Genomic DNA, 16,790 nt, shown 5'->3' with positions numbered 1-16,790 from the left:
AGAGGTTTCGCACCATGGAATACACGGTCCATAGCTCCGCCATCGTCGACGAAGGCGCGCAGATCGGCGCCGGCACCCGCGTCTGGCACTGGGTCCACATCTGCGGCGGCGCCAGGATCGGCGCCGGCTGTTCGTTCGGCCAGAACGTGTTCGTCGGCAACGACGTGCTGATCGGCGACAACGTCAAGGTGCAGAACAACGTGTCGATCTACGACGCGGTGACGCTGGAAGACGACGTGTTCTGCGGCCCGTCCATGGTGTTCACCAACGTCAACAATCCGCGCAGCCACGTCAACCGCAAGAACGAATACCGCCGCACCGTGGTGAAGAAGGGCGCGTCGATCGGCGCCAACGCCACCATAGTCTGCGGCCACACCGTCGGCGAGTACGCGTTCATCGGCGCCGGGGCGGTGGTGACGCGCGACGTGCCGGCCTACGCGCTGATGGTGGGCGCGCCGGCCAAGCGCATCGGCTGGATGTGCGGCTGCGGCGAGCGCCTGCCCAACGACATCGGCACCCATTCCTGCGCGTCTTGCGGCATCCATTACGAAGTCGGCGGCAATCACTGCACGCCGGTGTGAGTTTTGTCCGGGCGGCCCGCCTGGCCGCCCTCATCCGAATATCGAGAAGACCATGTCCATCCAGTTTATTGATCTGAAAGCGCAGTACCAGCACCTGAAGGCCGACATCGACGCGCGCATCCACGCGGTGCTGGACCACGGCCAGTACATCATGGGGCCGGAAGTGAAGGAATTGGAGGAGCAACTGGCGGCCTACACCGGCGCCAAGCACGCCATCGGCGTCTGCGACGGCACCAAGGCGCTGCTGATCGCGATGATGGCGCTGGACATCGGTCCGGGCGACGAAGTGATCACCACGCCGTTCACCTTCATCTCCACCGGCGAGATGATCGCGCTGTTGGGCGCCAAGCCGGTGTTCGTCGATATCGACCCGATCAGCTACAACCTGGACCCGAACCTGCTGGAAGCGGCGATCACGCCGGCCACCCGCGCCATCATGCCGGTCAGCCTGTACGGCCAGGCCGCCGATTTCGCCGCCATCAACGCCATCGCCGCCAAGCACGGCATCGCGGTGATCGAGGACGGCGCGCAAAGCTTCGGCGCCAGCCAGCATGGCAAGAAGTCGGGCAATCTGTCCACCATCGCCACCACCAGCTTCTTCCCGAGCAAGCCGCTGGGCTGCTACGGCGACGGCGGCGCCTGCTTCACCAACGACGACGCGCTGGCGAAGAAGATGCGCGAAATCCGCATCCACGGCCAGGACCGCCGCTACCACCACCCGTCCATCGGCATCAACGGCCGGCTGGACACCATCCAGGCCGCGGTGTTGCTGGCCAAGATGCCCAGCTTCCCCGACGAAGTGGCCGCGCGCGAGCGCATCGGCGCGCGCTACAGCCAGCTGTTGAAGGATGTGGCCCGGGTGCCGGTGATCGGTGCGGGCAACACCCACGTCTACGCCCAATACACCATAGAAGTGGACGACCGCGACGCGGTGCAGGCGCGCTTGAAAGAGCTGGGCGTGCCCACCGCCGTGCATTACCCGATTCCGCTGCACCTGCAGCCGGCTTTCGCCCACCTGGGCCAGGGCGAGGGCAGCTTCCCGCTGGCCGAGGCCGCCGGCAAGCGCGTGATGAGCCTGCCGATGCATCCGTTCCTGACGGAAGCCGCGCAGGACGCCATCGTCGCCGCGGTAAAGCAGGCGCTGGGTTGAGGGGATGCTGACGCTGGCTTCCCTGCGCATGCCTAAAAGCGGCTTCATCCGCCACATCATCACCCTGGTCACCGGCGCCGCCGTGGCCCAGGTGGTGCCGCTGCTGGCGTCGCCGCTGATCACCCGGCTGTACAACCCGCACGAGGTGGGCATCCAGACCGTGTACGTGTCGTGGATGTCGACGCTGGCGGTGCTGGCCACCGCCCGTTACGAAATGGCCATCGTGCTGCCGGCCGACGAGAAGCGCGCCAGCAACCTGATGGGCCTGTCCTTGCTGTGCGCCAGCGCGCTGGCCCTGCTGATCGGCCTGGTGGTGCTGCTGGGCGGGCATTCGCACATCGCCGCCCATCTGGGCGCGCCGGAGCTGGAGTCCTGGCTGCTGTTGCTGCCGCTGTCGGTATGGCTGGCCGGGCTGATGCAGGCCTGGACCAACTGGAACAACCGCCACCGCCGCTACCAGGCCAACGCCAACGGCCGCATGACGCAGTCGCTGGGCATGGCCGGCACCCAGGTGCTGGCCGGCTGGCTGGGCGCCGGCGCTGGCGGGTTGATCCTGGGCCAGCTGGCGGGGCAGCTGGGCTCGCTGCTGTCGCAAGCCTGGGCCGACTTCAAGTCGCGCATGCCCTGGCGCCGCGAGCTCAGCCGCCAGGGCATGCGCGAGGCCGCCGCCGCCTATATCGAGTTTCCCAAGATCAACGCGCCGCACGCGCTGAGCACCGCGATGCTGGATTCGGTCACGCTGGTGGTGCTGGCGATGCTGGCCAGCACCTCGGCCGTCGGCTTTTACGGGCTGATGATGCGGGTGCTGAAGCTGCCGGCGGCGCTGATCGGCCAGGCGGTGGCTCAGGTGGCCTACCGCGAGCTGGCCGAGGCGCGGAACCTGGGCAAGCCCTTGCGCCCCATCCTGCGCAAGATGATGCTGACGCTGTTTGGCATGGCGCTGTTTCCCTTCCTGGTGATCCAGATCTTCGGCGAGCCGCTGTTCACGCTGGTGTTCGGCCACAATTGGTCCGACGCCGGCCGCTACGCCGAGGCGATGTCGCTGTACATCCTGTTCCACTTCGTCGCCTCGCCGCTGGGCATGGTGCCGCCGGTGATCAATCGCCAGCGCTTCGCGTTTTTCCTGTCCCTGGTGCAGGCCGTGCTGTTCCTGGGATCGCTGTGGCTGGGTTTCCACATCTGGCAGGATGCCGTACCCACTTTCCAGCTGGTGTCGGTGGTGATGGCCGGCTATTTCATTGCATATTTCACCTGGCTTTATAAGGCAGCTCGATGAACTGGAATGGATTTTTCAGCCGCATCCGCTTTCGGCTGTCGGCGTGGGTGCGGCCGCGGATGGTGTACGGCTTCCAGCGCGGCGACGGCGTTTTCCTCAAGCGCACCCGCGTCTCCAACATGACGCGGATCGAACATATCGACAAGCTGATGGTCGAGGACAATGTCTATATCGGCCATTTCAACCTGATCGACTCTTCCGGCGGCCTTTACATCGGCGAGGGCTGCCAGATCACCAACTACGTGTCTTTGCTGACCCACTCCAGCCATGTCGCCATCCGGCTGTACGGCCGCGAGTATCTGGACCGCGGCAACCACGCCGGCTACCTGAAAAAGCCCACCAAGCTTGGCAAGTACAGCTTTGTCGGCCCGCATTCGGTGCTGATGCCGGGCGTGACGCTGGGCAAGGGCAGCATCGTATCGGCGTACAGCTTCGTGCCGGCCGGCGAGTATCCGGATTTCGCCATCCTGGCCGGCAATCCGGCGCGGGTGGTCGGCGATACCCGCGACATGGACGCCGAATGGCTGGCGCAGCACCCGGACCTGCATCCGCTGTACGAGGCCTGGGCCGATGAGTGAAGCGATACGCCGCCTGCTGGTGGTGGGCTCGGCCTCGGTGCATACCTGGCGCTTCCTCGCCGGCATCGCGCCGCGCGTGGGCGAAATCTACCTGGCCTGCAACGGCGAGCCGCCGGCGGACAAGCGCCCGGCCAATCTGAAGGGCGAGCTGCGCGTCGATTTCAGCCTGAAGGCGCTGGGAAGCGCCGGCAAGCTCAAAGCCTGGATCCAGCAGATCCAGCCGGACGTGGTTCATGTCCACCAGGCCAACAGCGTGGCCTGGCACGCGCGCCGCGCGCTGGCGGGCTCGGACGTTCCGACGCTGCTGACCGCCTGGGGCTCGGACGTGCTGCTGCTGCCGCGGCAGAACCGGCTGCTGCGCGCGATGGTGCGCGGCAACCTCCAGGCCGCCGCCGCGGTGACGTCGGATTCGCTGTACATGGCGGCGCAAATCCGCGAGCTGGCCGGCGACTGCCGCATCGCGCTGCTCAATTACGGCATAGACGCGCTGCCGCCGGAACCCGCTGTCGCCGCCAAGAAAAAGCAGGTGCTGTCCTGCCGGCTGCACAAGCCGCTGTACCGGATAGACGCCATCCTCAAGGGCTGGGCCGAAGTGGAGAGGAGCGGCCGCTGCGCCGACTGGAACCTGGTGGTCGCCGCCAGCGGCGGCGAGACCGACAATTTGAAACAACTGGCGGCGGCGCTGGGGCTCAAGCGGGTCGAGTTCGCCGGTTTCGTCGACAGCGCCACTCTGGGCAAGCTGTACGCCGATTCCCGCGTGTTCGTCAGCGTGCCGCGCTCCGACGCCACCAGCATCAGCCTGCTGGAGGCGATGGGCCATGGCTGCCTGCCGCTGCTGTCCAATCTGCCGGCCAACGGCGAATGGGTGATAGACGGCCTCAACGGCGCCATCGCCGAGGACGTGAGCCGGCTGGGGCCGGAACTGCTGCGAGCGATGGCGCAAGCCGAAGACGACGCCGCCCTGCAAAGCCTGGCGGCGACCAATCGCGGCCTGGTGGCGGCCAAGGCGCTGCACCAGGCCAATATGGCCGGTTTCGCCGATCTGTACCGCGAGCTGGCCGCCGACAAGGGTAGAAAAATATGAAGATAGCCCATCTGACCTCCGCCCATCCGCGCCACGACATCCGCATCTTCGTCAAGGAGTGCAGCTCGTTGGCGGCGGCCGGCCATGAGGTGACCTTGATCGTCGCCGACGGCCAGGGCGAGGAAATCCGGGGCGGCGTGCGCATCCACGACGTCGGCCCCAAGACCGGCGGACGCCTGTCGCGCATGACCGGCACCGTCAAGCGCGTCTACCAGGCCGCGTTGAAGCTGCGTCCGGACGTGGTGCATTTCCACGATCCGGAGCTGATTCCGGCCGGCGTGCGCCTGAAGCAGGCCGGCATCAAGGTGGTGTACGACGTGCACGAGGATGTGCCGCGCCAGATTCTGGCCAAGCACTGGATACCCGGCGCGGTGCGCCCGCTGGTGTCCGGCGGCTTCGAGACGCTGGAGGACTGGGCGGCGCGCCGCTTCGACGCCATCGTCACCTCCACCCCGCACATCCGCAAACGCTTCGAGAAGCTGGGGGCCAACGCGCTGGACGTGTGCAACTTCCCGATACTGGAAGAGCTGGTGCGCGACACGCCGTGGGAAAGCCGCCGCAACGAGGTGTGCTATATCGGCGGCATCAGCCGCATCCGCGGCATCGAACCCATCGTCGCCGCTTTGCCGGGCACCGCCACCCGGCTGAATCTGGCCGGGCCGTGGAGCGAGAGCGATCTGCGCGCCAAGGTGCAGGCCGAGCCCGGCTGGGCGCGGGTCAACGACCTGGGCGTGCTGGACCGCAAGGGCGTGGCCGAGGTGCTGGCGAAAAGCAAGATCGGCCTGGTGACCTTGTTCCCCACGCCCAACTACGTCGACGCGCTGCCGATCAAGCTGTTTGAATACATGGCCGCCGGCATGCCGGTGATCGCCAGCGACTTCCCGGTGTGGCGCGAGATCGTCGACGACGCCGGCTGCGGCGTGCTGGTGGACCCGCAGGACGCCGCAGCCATTTCCGCCGCCATCAACGAACTGCTGGGCGACGAGGAACGGATGCGCGCGCTCGGCGAAGCCGGCAAGCAGGCGGTGCTGGGCAAATACAGCTGGGCGGCCGAGGCGGAAAAGCTGGTCGGCCTGTACCGCCAGCTGGAAGGCCGCGCGCAATGACGTGGCGTACCGCCGCGCTGAGCTTGCTGTTGGCGCTGCCGTTGGGCGCGCTGATGGCGGCGATCAACTGGCAATTCAAGGGCACGCCCTTTTCCGCGCAGACGGTATGGCTGCACAGCCTGGTGGCCTTGCTGGCGGCGGCGCCGCTGTTGGCGCAGAGCGTCTGGCTGCGAAGCATGCTGGCCAGCGGTCGCTGGCCGCAAGTGGCGGCGGGCGGGCAAATGCGCTTTTTGCTGCTGCATGGGGCGATAGGCCGGGGCGGACCGATGCTGGCTTTCGTGCTGGGTATGGAGTGGCTGGGCAGCGGGCGTTTGCCGTTGTTGAACGGCTCGCTGTTCACCCTGGCGTTCTGGATGGCCTTCGGCGCCTATTTCGCCAGCCGCGACTGGCGGCGGCTGCAACGCGCCGCAATGGAAAACAAGCAATAGAAACTATGCGCATTCTCTACATCAATCACTACGCCGGCAGTCCGCGCCACGGCATGGAATTCCGTCCCTATTACCTGGCGCGCGAATGGGTGCAGGCCGGGCACGAAGTCAACATGCTGGCGGCCGACGTGTCGCACCTGCGGCAGACTCATCCGCAAGTGGACGGCAAGTACCGCGACGAGGACATCGACGGCATCCGCTACACCTGGTGCAAGACCCGTCCCTACGCAGGCAACGGCTTGGGCCGGGTGTTGAACATCTTCAGCTTCCTCGCCAAGGTGATGGGCCTGTCCGGCCGCTATTTGAAACAGTGGAAGCCGGACGTGGTGATCGCCTCGTCCACCTATCCGCTGGACACCATCCCGGCGGCCTGGATCGCCGGCAAGACCGGCGCGCGGCTGGTGTACGAGGTGCACGACCTGTGGCCGCTGACGCCGGTGGAAGTGGGCGGCATGTCGCCGAAACACCCGTTCATCCGCCTGCTGCAGTGGGCGGAGGACTTCGGTTACAGAAAAGCCGACACCGTGGTGTCGATGCTGCCCTGTGCCAGGGACTACATGATGGCGCACGGCATGGCGCCGGAAAAATACGCGGTGATCCCCAACGGCGTGGATGTGGGCGAATGGCAGGGCGAGGCGCAGCCTTTGTCCGCCGAGCACCGGATGCGGCTGGCGGAGCTGAAGTCCCACGGCCGCTTCATCGTCGGCTACGCCGGCGGCCACGGCCTGGCCAACGCGCTGGATTACCTGCTGGAAGCGGCGGCCTTGATGCAGGACGCGCCGGTGACTTTCGTGCTGGTTGGCGACGGCCCGGACAAGGCAGCGCTGGTGGCGCGCGCCGCCGAGCTGAAATTGAACAATGTGATGTTCCTGCCCGCCATCGCCAAGCGCAGCGTGCCGGCCTTCCTGGCAGAATGCGACGCGCTGTACATAGGCTGGCGCAAGCTGCCGATCTACCGTTTCGGCATCAACCCGAACAAGCTGTTCGACTACATGATGGCCGGCAAGCCGGTGATCCACTCGGTGGAGGCCGGCAACGACATGGTGAAGGATGCCGGCGCGGGCTTGAGCATAGGCGTGGAAGACCCAGCCGTCATCGCCGACGCGGTCAAACGCATGGCGGTGCTGCCCTTGGCCGAGCGCGAAGCGATGGGCGCGGCCGGCAAGGCCTATGTGCTGGCCAACCACGATTACGCGGTGCTGGCGCGACGCTTTCTGGCGGCGGTGAAGCTGTGATTTTGGCGTAGGGCGGAAGCCCGCATAGCGGGCGTTCCGCCTCTGCCGTTGCAAGAGATAAATGGAATGGCGGAACGCCCCTTTGGGGCTTCCGCCCTACGCAAGATTTTGCAGGCCGCGCGCGCGAGGCGCGCGGCGATGGACATGGACGGCGGCCATGCTAGGCCGCGCTAAGACGAAAGACTGAGAAATGAGCGAACAGAAATTTTTGCCGTTTGCCTTGCCGGACATCGGCGAGGAAGAGATCAACGAAGTGGTCGACGCGCTGCGTTCCGGTTGGGTCACCACCGGCCCCAAGACCAAGCAGTTCGAGGCTGACTTCGCGCAATTCCTCGGCGACGGCGTCGAGGCGATCGCGGTGAACTCCGCCACCGCCGGCCTGCATCTGGCGCTGGAGGCCATCGGCATCCGCGAGGGCGACGAAGTGATCGTGCCGTCCTATACCTTCACCGCCACCGCCGAAGTGGTGCGCTATCTGGGCGCGCACCCGGTGTGCGTGGACGTGGACGCGGCCACCTTCAACATCCGCCCGGACGCCATCCGCGCGGCGATCACCGGCAAGACCAAAGCCATTATCCCGGTTCACTTCGCCGGCCTCGCTTGCGAGATGGACGAAATCATCGCCATCGCCCGCGAGCATGGCCTGAAGATCGTCGAGGACGCCGCCCACGCGATGCCCACCTACTACAAGGGCAAGCTGGTGGGCACGCTGGATTCCGACGTGACCGTGTTCAGCTTCTACGCCAACAAGACCATGACCACCGGCGAAGGCGGCATGGTGGTGTCGAAGAACAAGGACATCATCGCCCGCTGCAAGGTGATGCGCCTGCACGGCATCAGCCGCGACGCCTTCGACCGCTATGTGTCCAAGACGCCGGCCTGGTTCTATGAGGTGGTGGCTCCAGGCTACAAGTACAATATGCCGGACACCGCCGCGGCGATGGGCATTCACCAGCTGAAGAAAATCCGCGGCTTTTACGACAAGCGCGAAGTCATGGCCCAGCGCTTCGACCGCGAGCTAGCCGGCCTGCCGCTGATCCTGCCGGCGCGCGCCAAGGACGAGGGCAGCAACCACGCCTGGCACTTGTACCCGGTGCGGATCAAACCGGAAGCCGGCGTCAGCCGCGACGACTTCATCGCCAAGATGGCGGAGAAGGGCATCGGCTGCTCGGTGCACTTCATCCCGCTGCACCGCCAGCCGGTATGGCGCGACGGCTACCAGCTGACGCGCGAGCAATTCCCGGTGGCTGACGCCGCGTTCGAGGCCGAGGTGACGCTGCCGCTGTACACCAAGATGACCGACGACGACCAGACCCGCGTCATCGCCGCGGTGCGCGAGATCCTGGGCGCATGAGCGATCGGTTGGAAAAAGAGGGCGGCGAGTTGTTGCCGCCTTGCTGCCAGCCGCGCCGCCATGGCTCGCGTTTGCTGAAGCGGCTGTTCGACATCGCCGCTGCCGGCGCGGGTCTCGCCGTGCTGGCGCTGCCGCTTATGGCGGTGGCGCTGTGGGTGAAGCTGGATTCGCCGGGGCCGGTGTTTTTCCGCCAGGTGCGGGTGGGGCGCGGCGGCGCGCTGTTCCGCATCCACAAATTCCGCACCATGCAGGTGGATACCGAACGCCATGGCCAATTGACGGTGGGCGCCGACAGCCGCGTCACCGGCGCCGGCCGAGTGCTGCGCAAGACCAAGCTGGACGAGCTGCCGCAGCTGCTGGACGTGCTGTTCGGCGACATGAGCCTGGTCGGCCCGCGGCCGGAGGTGCCCAAATACGTCGCGCACTATCCGGCCGAGGTGAAGGACATCGTGCTGTCGGTGCGCCCAGGCATCACCGACTGGGCGTCGATAAAGATGATCGATGAAAACGAGATACTGGGCCGCGCCGCCGATCCGGAGCGCGCCTATATCGACGAGGTGCTGCCGGAGAAGCTGGGCTATTACGTCCGCTACGCCGAAACCCATAGCCTGCTCGAAGACATCCGCATCATTGTCGCCACCCTGATGAAGATCGTCAGCCGATGACCATCACGATTCGCGGCGCCATGCCCGCCGACGCCGAGGCGTTGGCCGGCATCTACCTGGATTGCCGCCGCGCGATGCCCTATGCGCCGTTGGCGCATGGCGAGGCCGCCGCGCGGACCTGGTTCGCCGAGGCCTTGCTGCCGGCGGGCGATGTCTGGCTGGCGGAGCGGGGCGGCGAGATCGCCGGCTTCGCCGCCTGTTCGGCGCAAGATGGCCTCAGGTGGCTGGATCAGCTGTATGTCGCCGCGCGGCATCAAGGCGCGGGCATAGGCGCGGCTTTGTTGCAGCGGGTTGTGGTGGAGCGGGCGCAGGCCTGCCGCCTGCATGTGTTCCAGGCCAATGCCGGCGCGCGGCGCTTTTACGAGGCGCATGGCTTCGCATTGCTGAGCCTGGGCGATGGACTGGATAACGAGGAACGCTGTCCGGACGCGCTGTATCAATGGCGGCCGGATAGGAAAGAATGACCATGTTTGAAAAACTGCTAGCCTTCTCCCGACACAACAAGATGGCGATGCTGGCGCTGATGGACGCGCTGCTGCTGCCGCTGGCGTTGTGGAGCGCGGTATTCCTGCGCCTGGGCGGTTATTGGGACCCCAAGCTCAATCCGCACCTGTGGATCTTCATCGTGCCGCCCTTGTGGGCGATTCCCATCTTCATCAAGCTGGGCCTGTACCGCGCGGTGCTGAAATACCTGGACGACAAGATCATCTTCACCGTGTTTAGCGGCGTGACGCTGTCGGTGCTGGTATTGCAGGCGGTGATCCAGATGGCCCACGTCTGGGCGATGCCGCGCGCGTCGGTGATCATCTTCTGGGTGTTCGCGATGGCCTATATTGGCGGCAGCCGCTTCCTGCTGCGCGGTCTGGTCAGGCGCATCGACGCCACCGAGGCGCCGCGCGATCCGGTGATCATCTACGGCGCCGGCCAGGCCGGCGTGCAGCTGATGCTGGCCTTGCAGGCCGGCCGCGAGTACCGGCCGATGGCCTTCGTCGACGACAACCCCGAGCTGCGCCGCCGCACCTATCGCGGCGTGGCGGTGCATGCGCCGGACGAGCTGCCGGCGCTGGTCAAGGATACCCAGGCCAAGTGCATCCTGCTGGCCATGCCTTCGGTCGGCCGCGGCCGCCAGCGCGAAATCCTGGAGTCGCTGGAGCGGCTGCGGGTGCCGATCAAGCGCCTGCCCGGCATGGCCGACCTGGTGTCCGGCGAAGCGCGGGTGGAGGAATTGAAGGAGGTGGAGATCGAGGATCTGCTGGGCCGCGATCCGGTGCCGCCGAAGGCCGAACTGTTGGCGCGCAACATCCGCGACAAGGTAGTGCTGGTCACCGGCGCCGGCGGCTCCATCGGCTCCGAACTGGCGCGCCAGATCGTCAAGAACCGCCCGGCGCGCATCGTATTGTTCGAGTTGTCGGAATTCGCGCTGTACAGCATAGACCAGGAACTGGCGCAGATCGCGCCGCGCATCCCGCGCACGCCGATATTGGGCTCGGTCACCGACTATGCGCGGCTGACCCAGGTGATGCGCGCCTTCCAGGTGGAGACGGTGTACCACGCCGCCGCCTACAAGCACGTGCCGATGGTGGAGCACAATCCGGTGGCCGGCATCGTCAACAACGCCTTCGGCACCGACACCACCGCCCGCGCGGCGGAGGACTGCGGCGTCGACACCTTCGTGCTGATTTCCACCGATAAAGCCGTGCGCCCCACCAATGTGATGGGCGCCACCAAGCGGCTGGCCGAGCTGACCCTGCAGACCCGCCACGCCCGCGGCAGCCGCACCCGTTTCGTCATGGTGCGCTTCGGCAATGTGCTGGGCAGCTCGGGATCGGTCGTTCCGCTGTTCCGCCGCCAGATCAAGGCCGGCGGCCCGATCACGCTGACCCATGCCGACATCACCCGCTACTTCATGACCATCCCGGAAGCGGCGCAGCTGGTGATCCAGGCTGGCGCGATGGGCGACGGCGGCGACGTGTTCGTGCTGGACATGGGCGAGCCGGTGAAGATCATCGATCTGGCGCGGCGCATGGTGCACCTGTCCGGCCTGGAGGTGAAGGATGCGGATCATCCGGGCGGCGATATCGAAATCCGCGTCACCGGCCTCAGGCCCGGCGAGAAGCTGTACGAGGAGCTGTTGATCGGCGACAACGTGCTGGCCACCGACCACGCCCGCATCCTGCGCGCGCAGGAGTACCACCTGTCCGACGCCGAAATGGCATCGTTGCTGCAGCGGCTGGCCGACGCCTGCCAGCGGCTGGACGCGCCGGCCGCCTTCGCGCTGATGCGGGAGGCGGTGCATGAGTTCCAGGCCGCCGAGGCCACCCAGGACTGGGTGACGCTGCAGCGCTGATCGCGCGCCTTCCCGCCCTTATCGACGGCTGCAAGCTACCACTTGCAGCCGTTGTCTTTATCCAGCGCGTCCTTCAGCAGCATCGGCGCGGCCAGCAGGCCCAGGCCGGCGTAGGCATGCTTGCAATCGGCGCGTTCCGCCTGCGCGATGCCGCGCGCGAGGCGGGCTTGCTGCGGATTTTCCGGCAAGGGTCTGGCGGTCGGGTTTTCCGGTTCGAGGTTTCGCATCTGCCGGTGCAGCCCCTCCAGGGTGAGGCGCGGCGTTTGGCCGGCCGCGCTGGCGCTCGCCTTGCCGGCGCGTTGCGGCGCGAGCGCGATCCGGGAGCGATGAGCGTCGGCGTGGACGGCTGGCGCGCGCGTGGCGGCTTGGCGGGTCGGCGCCGGGACGGGCGGCATCCTTGTGGCCTGCGCCGCGTCCGGCGTGATGGGCAGGATCCGCACCCGCAACGGTTGCGGCGGCAGGGGCGTGCGGACGGCAGTGGCGTCGAGCCGCAAGCAGAGCAGGGCCAGCAGGTGCAGCAAGGCGCTGATGGCCAAGGCGATGGCGCGGCCCGGCCGGCGCGCCGGCGGCGGGAGGGGGACGGCAATGGTCATCGTTTGAGTCTGAAAGGCCGACCGCCGGATAGCAATGGCGCGTTTGTTTGCGTTCTGTAAATCCATTGTGGCGGCCCGGGCTGCGGCGCAAGACGCCGCGCCGGTGTAACATCGGGCATCCGCAATCTGGACCTTGAGCGATGGAAACCCGCTGGCTGGAAGACTTTCTGGTGCTGGCCGATACCGGCAGCTTCACCCGCTCCGCCGAGCTGCGCCACCTGACGCAGCCGGCTTTCTCCCGGCGCATCCGCGCGCTCGAGAGCTGGCTGGGCGCGGACCTGATAGACCGCACCACTTATCCGACCAAGCTGACCGCGGCCGGCAAGCTGCTGCAGCAGCAAGCGGTGCCGCTGTTGGCTCAGCTCAACACCACCCGCACCATGCTGCGCGGCCTGCAGCCCTTGCCGCAGGGCACGCTGGAGTTCGCGGTGCCGCACACGCTGTCGTTCTCGTATTTTCCCAAGTGGCTGACCGCGGTGGAGGACGGTTTCGGCCAGTTGTCCTGCCGACTGCAGGCCAGCAATGTGCACGACGCGGTGCTGGCCTTCGTCGAAGGCGGCAGCGATTTCCTGATGTGCTACCACCATCCCAAGCAGCCGGTGGAGTTGCATGACGCGCGCTACGGCGGCTTGCGGCTGGGCGTCGAGCGCCTGCGGCCGTACGCCATCGCCGCGGACGGCGCGCCCGTGTATGCCCTGCCGGGGCGGCAGGAGGCGCCGCTGCCGTTTTTGGGTTACGCCAGCAACGCCTATTTCCGCTTGATGAGCGATTTGCTGCTGGTCAGCGGGCCGCAGCCGGCGCACCTGTCGCTGCGCTACGAAACCGATATGGCCGAAGGGCTGAAGCAGATGGCCTTGGCCGGCCACGGCCTGGCCTTCCTGCCGGAGAGCTCGGTGGCGGCGGAGTGCCAGGCCGGCTTGCTGCTGCCGGCCGGCGGCGACGAATGGAGCGTGGAAATGGAGATCCAGCTGTATTGCGATCTGCGCCACGCCAAGCCGGAGCAACAGGCTTTGTGGGCATATCTGGCGGCGCGCCACCCGGCGGTGTGAGGCGGTAAGCCCGCGCGGGCCAGGCTGTCGCAAGGTTATGCAATTCCTGCATAACCCCATCCCGATTCGGAATTGGCCAAGCAGGCGGGGCAGGCATACAGTGCGGGGCATTCCAGGCCGCGCATGACGGCCGCCCTGAGGAGACCCGCAGATGACCACCCGCATCGAACACGATTTGCTTGGCAACCGCGACGTGCCGGCCACCGCCTATTGGGGCGTGCACACCTTGCGCGCCATCGAGAATTTCCCGATCACCGGCCAGACCATAGGCAGCTATGGCGACCTGATCCGCGCGCTGGCCTGCATCAAGCAAGCCGCCGCCCAGGCCAACCGCGACCTCGGCATCCTCGACCCCAAACTGGCCCAGGCCATCGTCGATGCCTGCGAGGAAATCCGCGCCGGCAAGCTGCATGAGGAGTTTGTCGTCGACGTGATCCAGGGCGGCGCCGGCACCTCCACCAATATGAACGCCAACGAGGTGATCGCCAACCGCGCGCTGGAGCTGCTGGGCCACGCCAAGGGCGAGTACCAATACCTGCACCCGAACGAGCACGTCAACCTGTGCCAGAGCACCAATGACGTCTACCCGACCGCGCTGCGCCTGGCCGCCTTCTGGGGCGTGCTGAAGCTGGTGTCGCGGATGGAAACGCTGCGCAAGGCTTTCGAGGACAAGGCCGGGGAGTTCAAGGACATCCTGAAGATGGGCCGCACCCAGCTGCAGGACGCGGTGCCGATGACGCTGGGCCAGGAATTCCAGACCTACGCCGTGATGCTGGGCGAAGATGAACAGCGCCTGAAAGAAGCCAGCGCGCTGATGCTGGAGATCAACCTCGGCGCCACCGCCATCGGCACCGGCATCACCGCCCATCCGGATTACGCCAAGCTGGTTTGCCTGCATCTGTCGGAGCTGGTGGGCAGCCAGCTGATCACCGCGCCGAATCTGATCGAAGCCACCCAGGACTGCGGCGCCTTCGTGCAGCTGTCCGGCGTGCTCAAGCGCGTGGCGGTCAAGCTGTCCAAGACCTGCAATGACCTGCGCCTGCTGTCGTCCGGCCCGCGCGCCGGCTTCGGCGAGATCAATCTGCCGGCGCGCCAGGCCGGTTCGTCCATCATGCCGGGCAAGGTCAATCCGGTGATTCCGGAAGTGGTGAGCCAGGTGGCCTACGAAGTCATCGGCAACGACATGACCATCACCATGGCCGCCGAAGCCGGCCAACTGCAGCTGAACGCCTTCGAACCGGTGATCGCCTACAGCCTGTTCCGCAGCGCCGGCCACCTGGCCAACGCCTGCGACACGCTGACCGAGCATTGCGTGAAAGGCATCACCGCCAACCGCGAGCGCTTGCGCCAAAGCGTGGAGAACTCCATCGGCCTGGTGACGGCGCTGAACCCGGTGATCGGCTACGAAGCCGCCACCCGTGTGGCCGCCGAAGCGCACGCCAACGGCAGCAGCGTGGCCGAGGTGGTGCTGGCCCATGGCCTGCTGACCCGCGAGCAGTTGGACGACATCCTGCAGCCCGACATGTTGACCCGGCCGCGCTGGGTGACGCTGTAAACCGTTTCTCCTTTGTTTGACTCGTGATTCCCGGCGCCTGGTGCGCCGGTTTTTTTTTGCGCGCTCACATGCGGCTGGCGATGGCGTCCAACAGCGGGTATAACTTCATTGTGCACTGCACAAAAAAAGGAGCGCGCGATGAATCCGATGCTGTGGTGGAGCTGTGAATTCCCGGCCTGCGCCTGGTCCTGCCTGCAGGACGGCTGGCGCTGCCAGCAGCGCTATTGGCGCTCCAGCCTGTTTCACGGCGCTCGCGTTTGGCTGAGTCCGGCGCCCTTGCCGGACAAGCTGGCGCGTTTGGCGCGGCGCGGCTGCGCCGACGGCATCGCGTTATGGCACGACAGCAGCCCGGCTGGTTTCGCATGGCTGGAGCAGGCCGGCGCGCATGCGCTGCCATACGAAGGAGCGCGCCGCCAATGGCGGGACTGCCTGCGGCACAGGCAGCGGGTCTGGCAGCGCGGCTTGCTGCTGCTGGGGCGGGAATGGTCGAGGATATAGCGGCAGGTCGCCCGCGGCTTGTTTCCGGAAGCCAAGTCGACTGAAAATGTCAATGAGGTTAAAATTTTTAAAAATTAGCGTGTTCGCATCGTCAGCATTGTTATATGATGTTTGAATAATTTCTGAGAGAGAAAGTCTGTCGAAGACCACTCAGTCCGCCTGCGCGCCGATCCGGCGCGCGGGCGTTTGTCCACTTGAGGAAATATTCATGATGCGCAAGGCGTTTTTTGTGATTGGACTGTTTGCCGCTGGCTGCGCGCACGCTGATTGGTCGCCAACACTGGTGTCGGACCAGTATCGGGCAACCATCAATTACGGCGGCGGGTCGCTCAGCTACAGCGAGGATGCCAAGTCGATGGGGCAATTGCGGCAGACCGCCATAGATCTGCAAAGCGTGCCCTATACCTTGCAGCAGGGCTTGAACGGACGAGTGTCGCAACTGGTGGCGCAGAACGGCGCGGCCTTTCTGGGCGGGGTGGTCAGCGGCAACGCGTTGGCAACGATACGCCCGGATGCCAGCGGCGTGGTCTACATGACCTTGTCCGGGCTCAGTTACCAGGTGCGTAACCAGTATTCCGGCCATAAATGGGGCGTAATCAGCTATACCTGCACCAACACGCTGACGCTGAGCAATATTGTCATTACCGGCCAGTACGGAGCCGCGAATGGCGCCATCGCCGGCGACAAGACCGGCATGACGGCGACTTCCAGTTCGTCCACCGATTGCGACTCGAACTTGAGCTGGATTCTGCCGGTATTGGGCGACGCGCTGATCAGCAAGGCCGAAGGCAAGATAGACAGCACGGTGCAGAGCAGCGTGCAGGCGGCCCTGGCCAAGGTCAAGGATACTTTGCTGTACAAGCCCGACCAGAACTTGCTGATTGGCCTGAACCGGCTGGTTCCGCCCGGCAAGGTGGTGGCCTTGCCCGGCGGCGGCAGTTTTCCGTTGGGTCAGTACATCCAGAACAATATCGCTTACCTGCTGGCCAACAGCCAGTTGAGCATACAGCTGGGCAGTCCGATCGCGCTCAAGACGGTGGCCGGCACCAGCGAACCGATGACCACGAGCTTCAGCAGCGATTTGGCGACGATTTCCTTGTCATCGCCGGCGATGGCGTTTTCTATCAAGTTGGCTGAGACTGCCGAGGTCAACTGGTTGTGGCGTTGCCCGGCTGGCGCGCCGAGGTGCCAAATCCCCTAGACCTTCGGCCCAGGAGAGGGCGCGGGCGGTTTTTGCCTGGCTATCCGGCAGATGGCCGCCGCGCCATAATCACCCCTTTTGATCCGGACG

The 16,790-nt window shown here is 66.0% G+C and carries 17 protein-coding genes; 16 read left to right on the top strand and 1 reads right to left on the bottom strand.

Going from position 1 to position 16,790, the window contains the following annotated elements:
• The first annotated feature begins 14 nt into the window (after positions 1-14).
• The 12 genes from U6115_RS21255 to U6115_RS21200 all read left to right on the top strand — a co-directional run bounded on the left by U6115_RS21255 (position 15) and on the right by U6115_RS21200 (position 11,804).
• Positions 15-581, top strand: a complete 567-nt coding sequence (locus U6115_RS21255) for an acyltransferase (RefSeq protein WP_043579477.1) — start codon at positions 15-17, stop codon at positions 579-581.
• A 52-nt stretch (positions 582-633) separates the two neighbouring features.
• Positions 634-1,731 (top strand): DegT/DnrJ/EryC1/StrS family aminotransferase, encoded by a 1,098-nt coding sequence (locus U6115_RS21250; RefSeq protein WP_043579479.1) that lies wholly within the window; start codon positions 634-636, stop codon positions 1,729-1,731.
• A gap of 4 nt (positions 1,732-1,735) precedes the next feature.
• The gene (locus tag U6115_RS21245) at positions 1,736-3,007 is read left to right on the top strand and encodes a lipopolysaccharide biosynthesis protein (RefSeq protein ID WP_043579481.1); all 1,272 of its coding nucleotides are present in this window, start codon (positions 1,736-1,738) and stop codon (positions 3,005-3,007) included.
• Complete coding sequence (locus U6115_RS21240; protein ID WP_047236473.1) at positions 3,004-3,585, top strand: acyltransferase; 582 nt, start codon at positions 3,004-3,006, stop codon at positions 3,583-3,585. Before U6115_RS21245 ends, U6115_RS21240 begins: the two co-directional genes overlap by 4 nt.
• Positions 3,578-4,669: a glycosyltransferase family 4 protein gene (locus U6115_RS21235; protein WP_043579483.1), complete on the top strand. Its 1,092-nt coding sequence runs from the start codon at positions 3,578-3,580 to the stop codon at positions 4,667-4,669. The genes U6115_RS21240 and U6115_RS21235 overlap by 8 nt, the downstream gene beginning before the upstream one ends.
• A complete protein-coding gene (locus tag U6115_RS21230) occupies positions 4,666-5,775 on the top strand; it encodes a glycosyltransferase family 4 protein (protein WP_043579485.1) in 1,110 nt (369 codons plus the stop codon). The genes U6115_RS21235 and U6115_RS21230 overlap by 4 nt, the downstream gene beginning before the upstream one ends.
• Positions 5,772-6,203 (top strand): hypothetical protein, encoded by a 432-nt coding sequence (locus tag U6115_RS21225; protein WP_043579486.1) that lies wholly within the window; start codon positions 5,772-5,774, stop codon positions 6,201-6,203. Before U6115_RS21230 ends, U6115_RS21225 begins: the two co-directional genes overlap by 4 nt.
• A gap of 5 nt (positions 6,204-6,208) precedes the next feature.
• Positions 6,209-7,438 carry a glycosyltransferase family 4 protein gene (locus tag U6115_RS21220; RefSeq protein ID WP_043579488.1) on the top strand — a complete coding sequence of 410 codons (1,230 nt, stop codon included), beginning with the start codon at positions 6,209-6,211 and terminating at the stop codon, positions 7,436-7,438.
• Positions 7,439-7,628: 190 nt separating this feature from the next.
• A complete protein-coding gene (locus U6115_RS21215; RefSeq protein WP_043579490.1) occupies positions 7,629-8,792 on the top strand; it encodes a DegT/DnrJ/EryC1/StrS family aminotransferase in 1,164 nt (387 codons plus the stop codon).
• Positions 8,789-9,457 (top strand): sugar transferase, encoded by a 669-nt coding sequence (locus U6115_RS21210; RefSeq protein WP_080509629.1) that lies wholly within the window; start codon positions 8,789-8,791, stop codon positions 9,455-9,457. Before U6115_RS21215 ends, U6115_RS21210 begins: the two co-directional genes overlap by 4 nt.
• Complete coding sequence (locus U6115_RS21205) at positions 9,454-9,921, top strand: GNAT family N-acetyltransferase (RefSeq protein WP_043579491.1); 468 nt, start codon at positions 9,454-9,456, stop codon at positions 9,919-9,921. Before U6115_RS21210 ends, U6115_RS21205 begins: the two co-directional genes overlap by 4 nt.
• The gene (locus U6115_RS21200; protein WP_425331985.1) at positions 9,918-11,804 is read left to right on the top strand and encodes a polysaccharide biosynthesis protein; all 1,887 of its coding nucleotides are present in this window, start codon (positions 9,918-9,920) and stop codon (positions 11,802-11,804) included. The genes U6115_RS21205 and U6115_RS21200 overlap by 4 nt, the downstream gene beginning before the upstream one ends.
• Positions 11,805-11,839: 35 nt before the next feature.
• Here the strand turns inward: U6115_RS21200 and U6115_RS21195 are convergent, their stop codons facing one another.
• Positions 11,840-12,397: a hypothetical protein gene (locus tag U6115_RS21195; protein ID WP_043579495.1), complete on the bottom strand. Its 558-nt coding sequence runs from the start codon at positions 12,395-12,397 to the stop codon at positions 11,840-11,842.
• Positions 12,398-12,537: 140 nt separating this feature from the next.
• On the opposite strand from U6115_RS21195, the gene U6115_RS21190 reads away from it, so the two are divergent.
• From U6115_RS21190 to U6115_RS21175, 4 genes are all read left to right on the top strand, one after another.
• A complete protein-coding gene (locus U6115_RS21190; RefSeq protein ID WP_043579497.1) occupies positions 12,538-13,446 on the top strand; it encodes a LysR family transcriptional regulator in 909 nt (302 codons plus the stop codon).
• A gap of 151 nt (positions 13,447-13,597) precedes the next feature.
• Positions 13,598-15,001, top strand: a complete 1,404-nt coding sequence (aspA, locus tag U6115_RS21185) for an aspartate ammonia-lyase (protein WP_043579499.1) — start codon at positions 13,598-13,600, stop codon at positions 14,999-15,001.
• A gap of 138 nt (positions 15,002-15,139) precedes the next feature.
• Positions 15,140-15,499: a hypothetical protein gene (locus U6115_RS21180; protein WP_043579501.1), complete on the top strand. Its 360-nt coding sequence runs from the start codon at positions 15,140-15,142 to the stop codon at positions 15,497-15,499.
• A gap of 229 nt (positions 15,500-15,728) precedes the next feature.
• Positions 15,729-16,700 carry a hypothetical protein gene (locus U6115_RS21175; RefSeq protein WP_197465980.1) on the top strand — a complete coding sequence of 324 codons (972 nt, stop codon included), beginning with the start codon at positions 15,729-15,731 and terminating at the stop codon, positions 16,698-16,700.
• Positions 16,701-16,790 lie beyond the last annotated feature (90 nt).

Origin of the sequence: Chromobacterium subtsugae, assembly GCF_035919665.1 — a bacterium.
GTDB classification, from domain to species: Bacteria; Pseudomonadota; Gammaproteobacteria; order Burkholderiales; family Chromobacteriaceae; genus Chromobacterium; species Chromobacterium subtsugae.
Note: the sequence above shows the minus strand (reverse complement) of the source record. Positions and strands in the feature narration are given on the sequence as shown.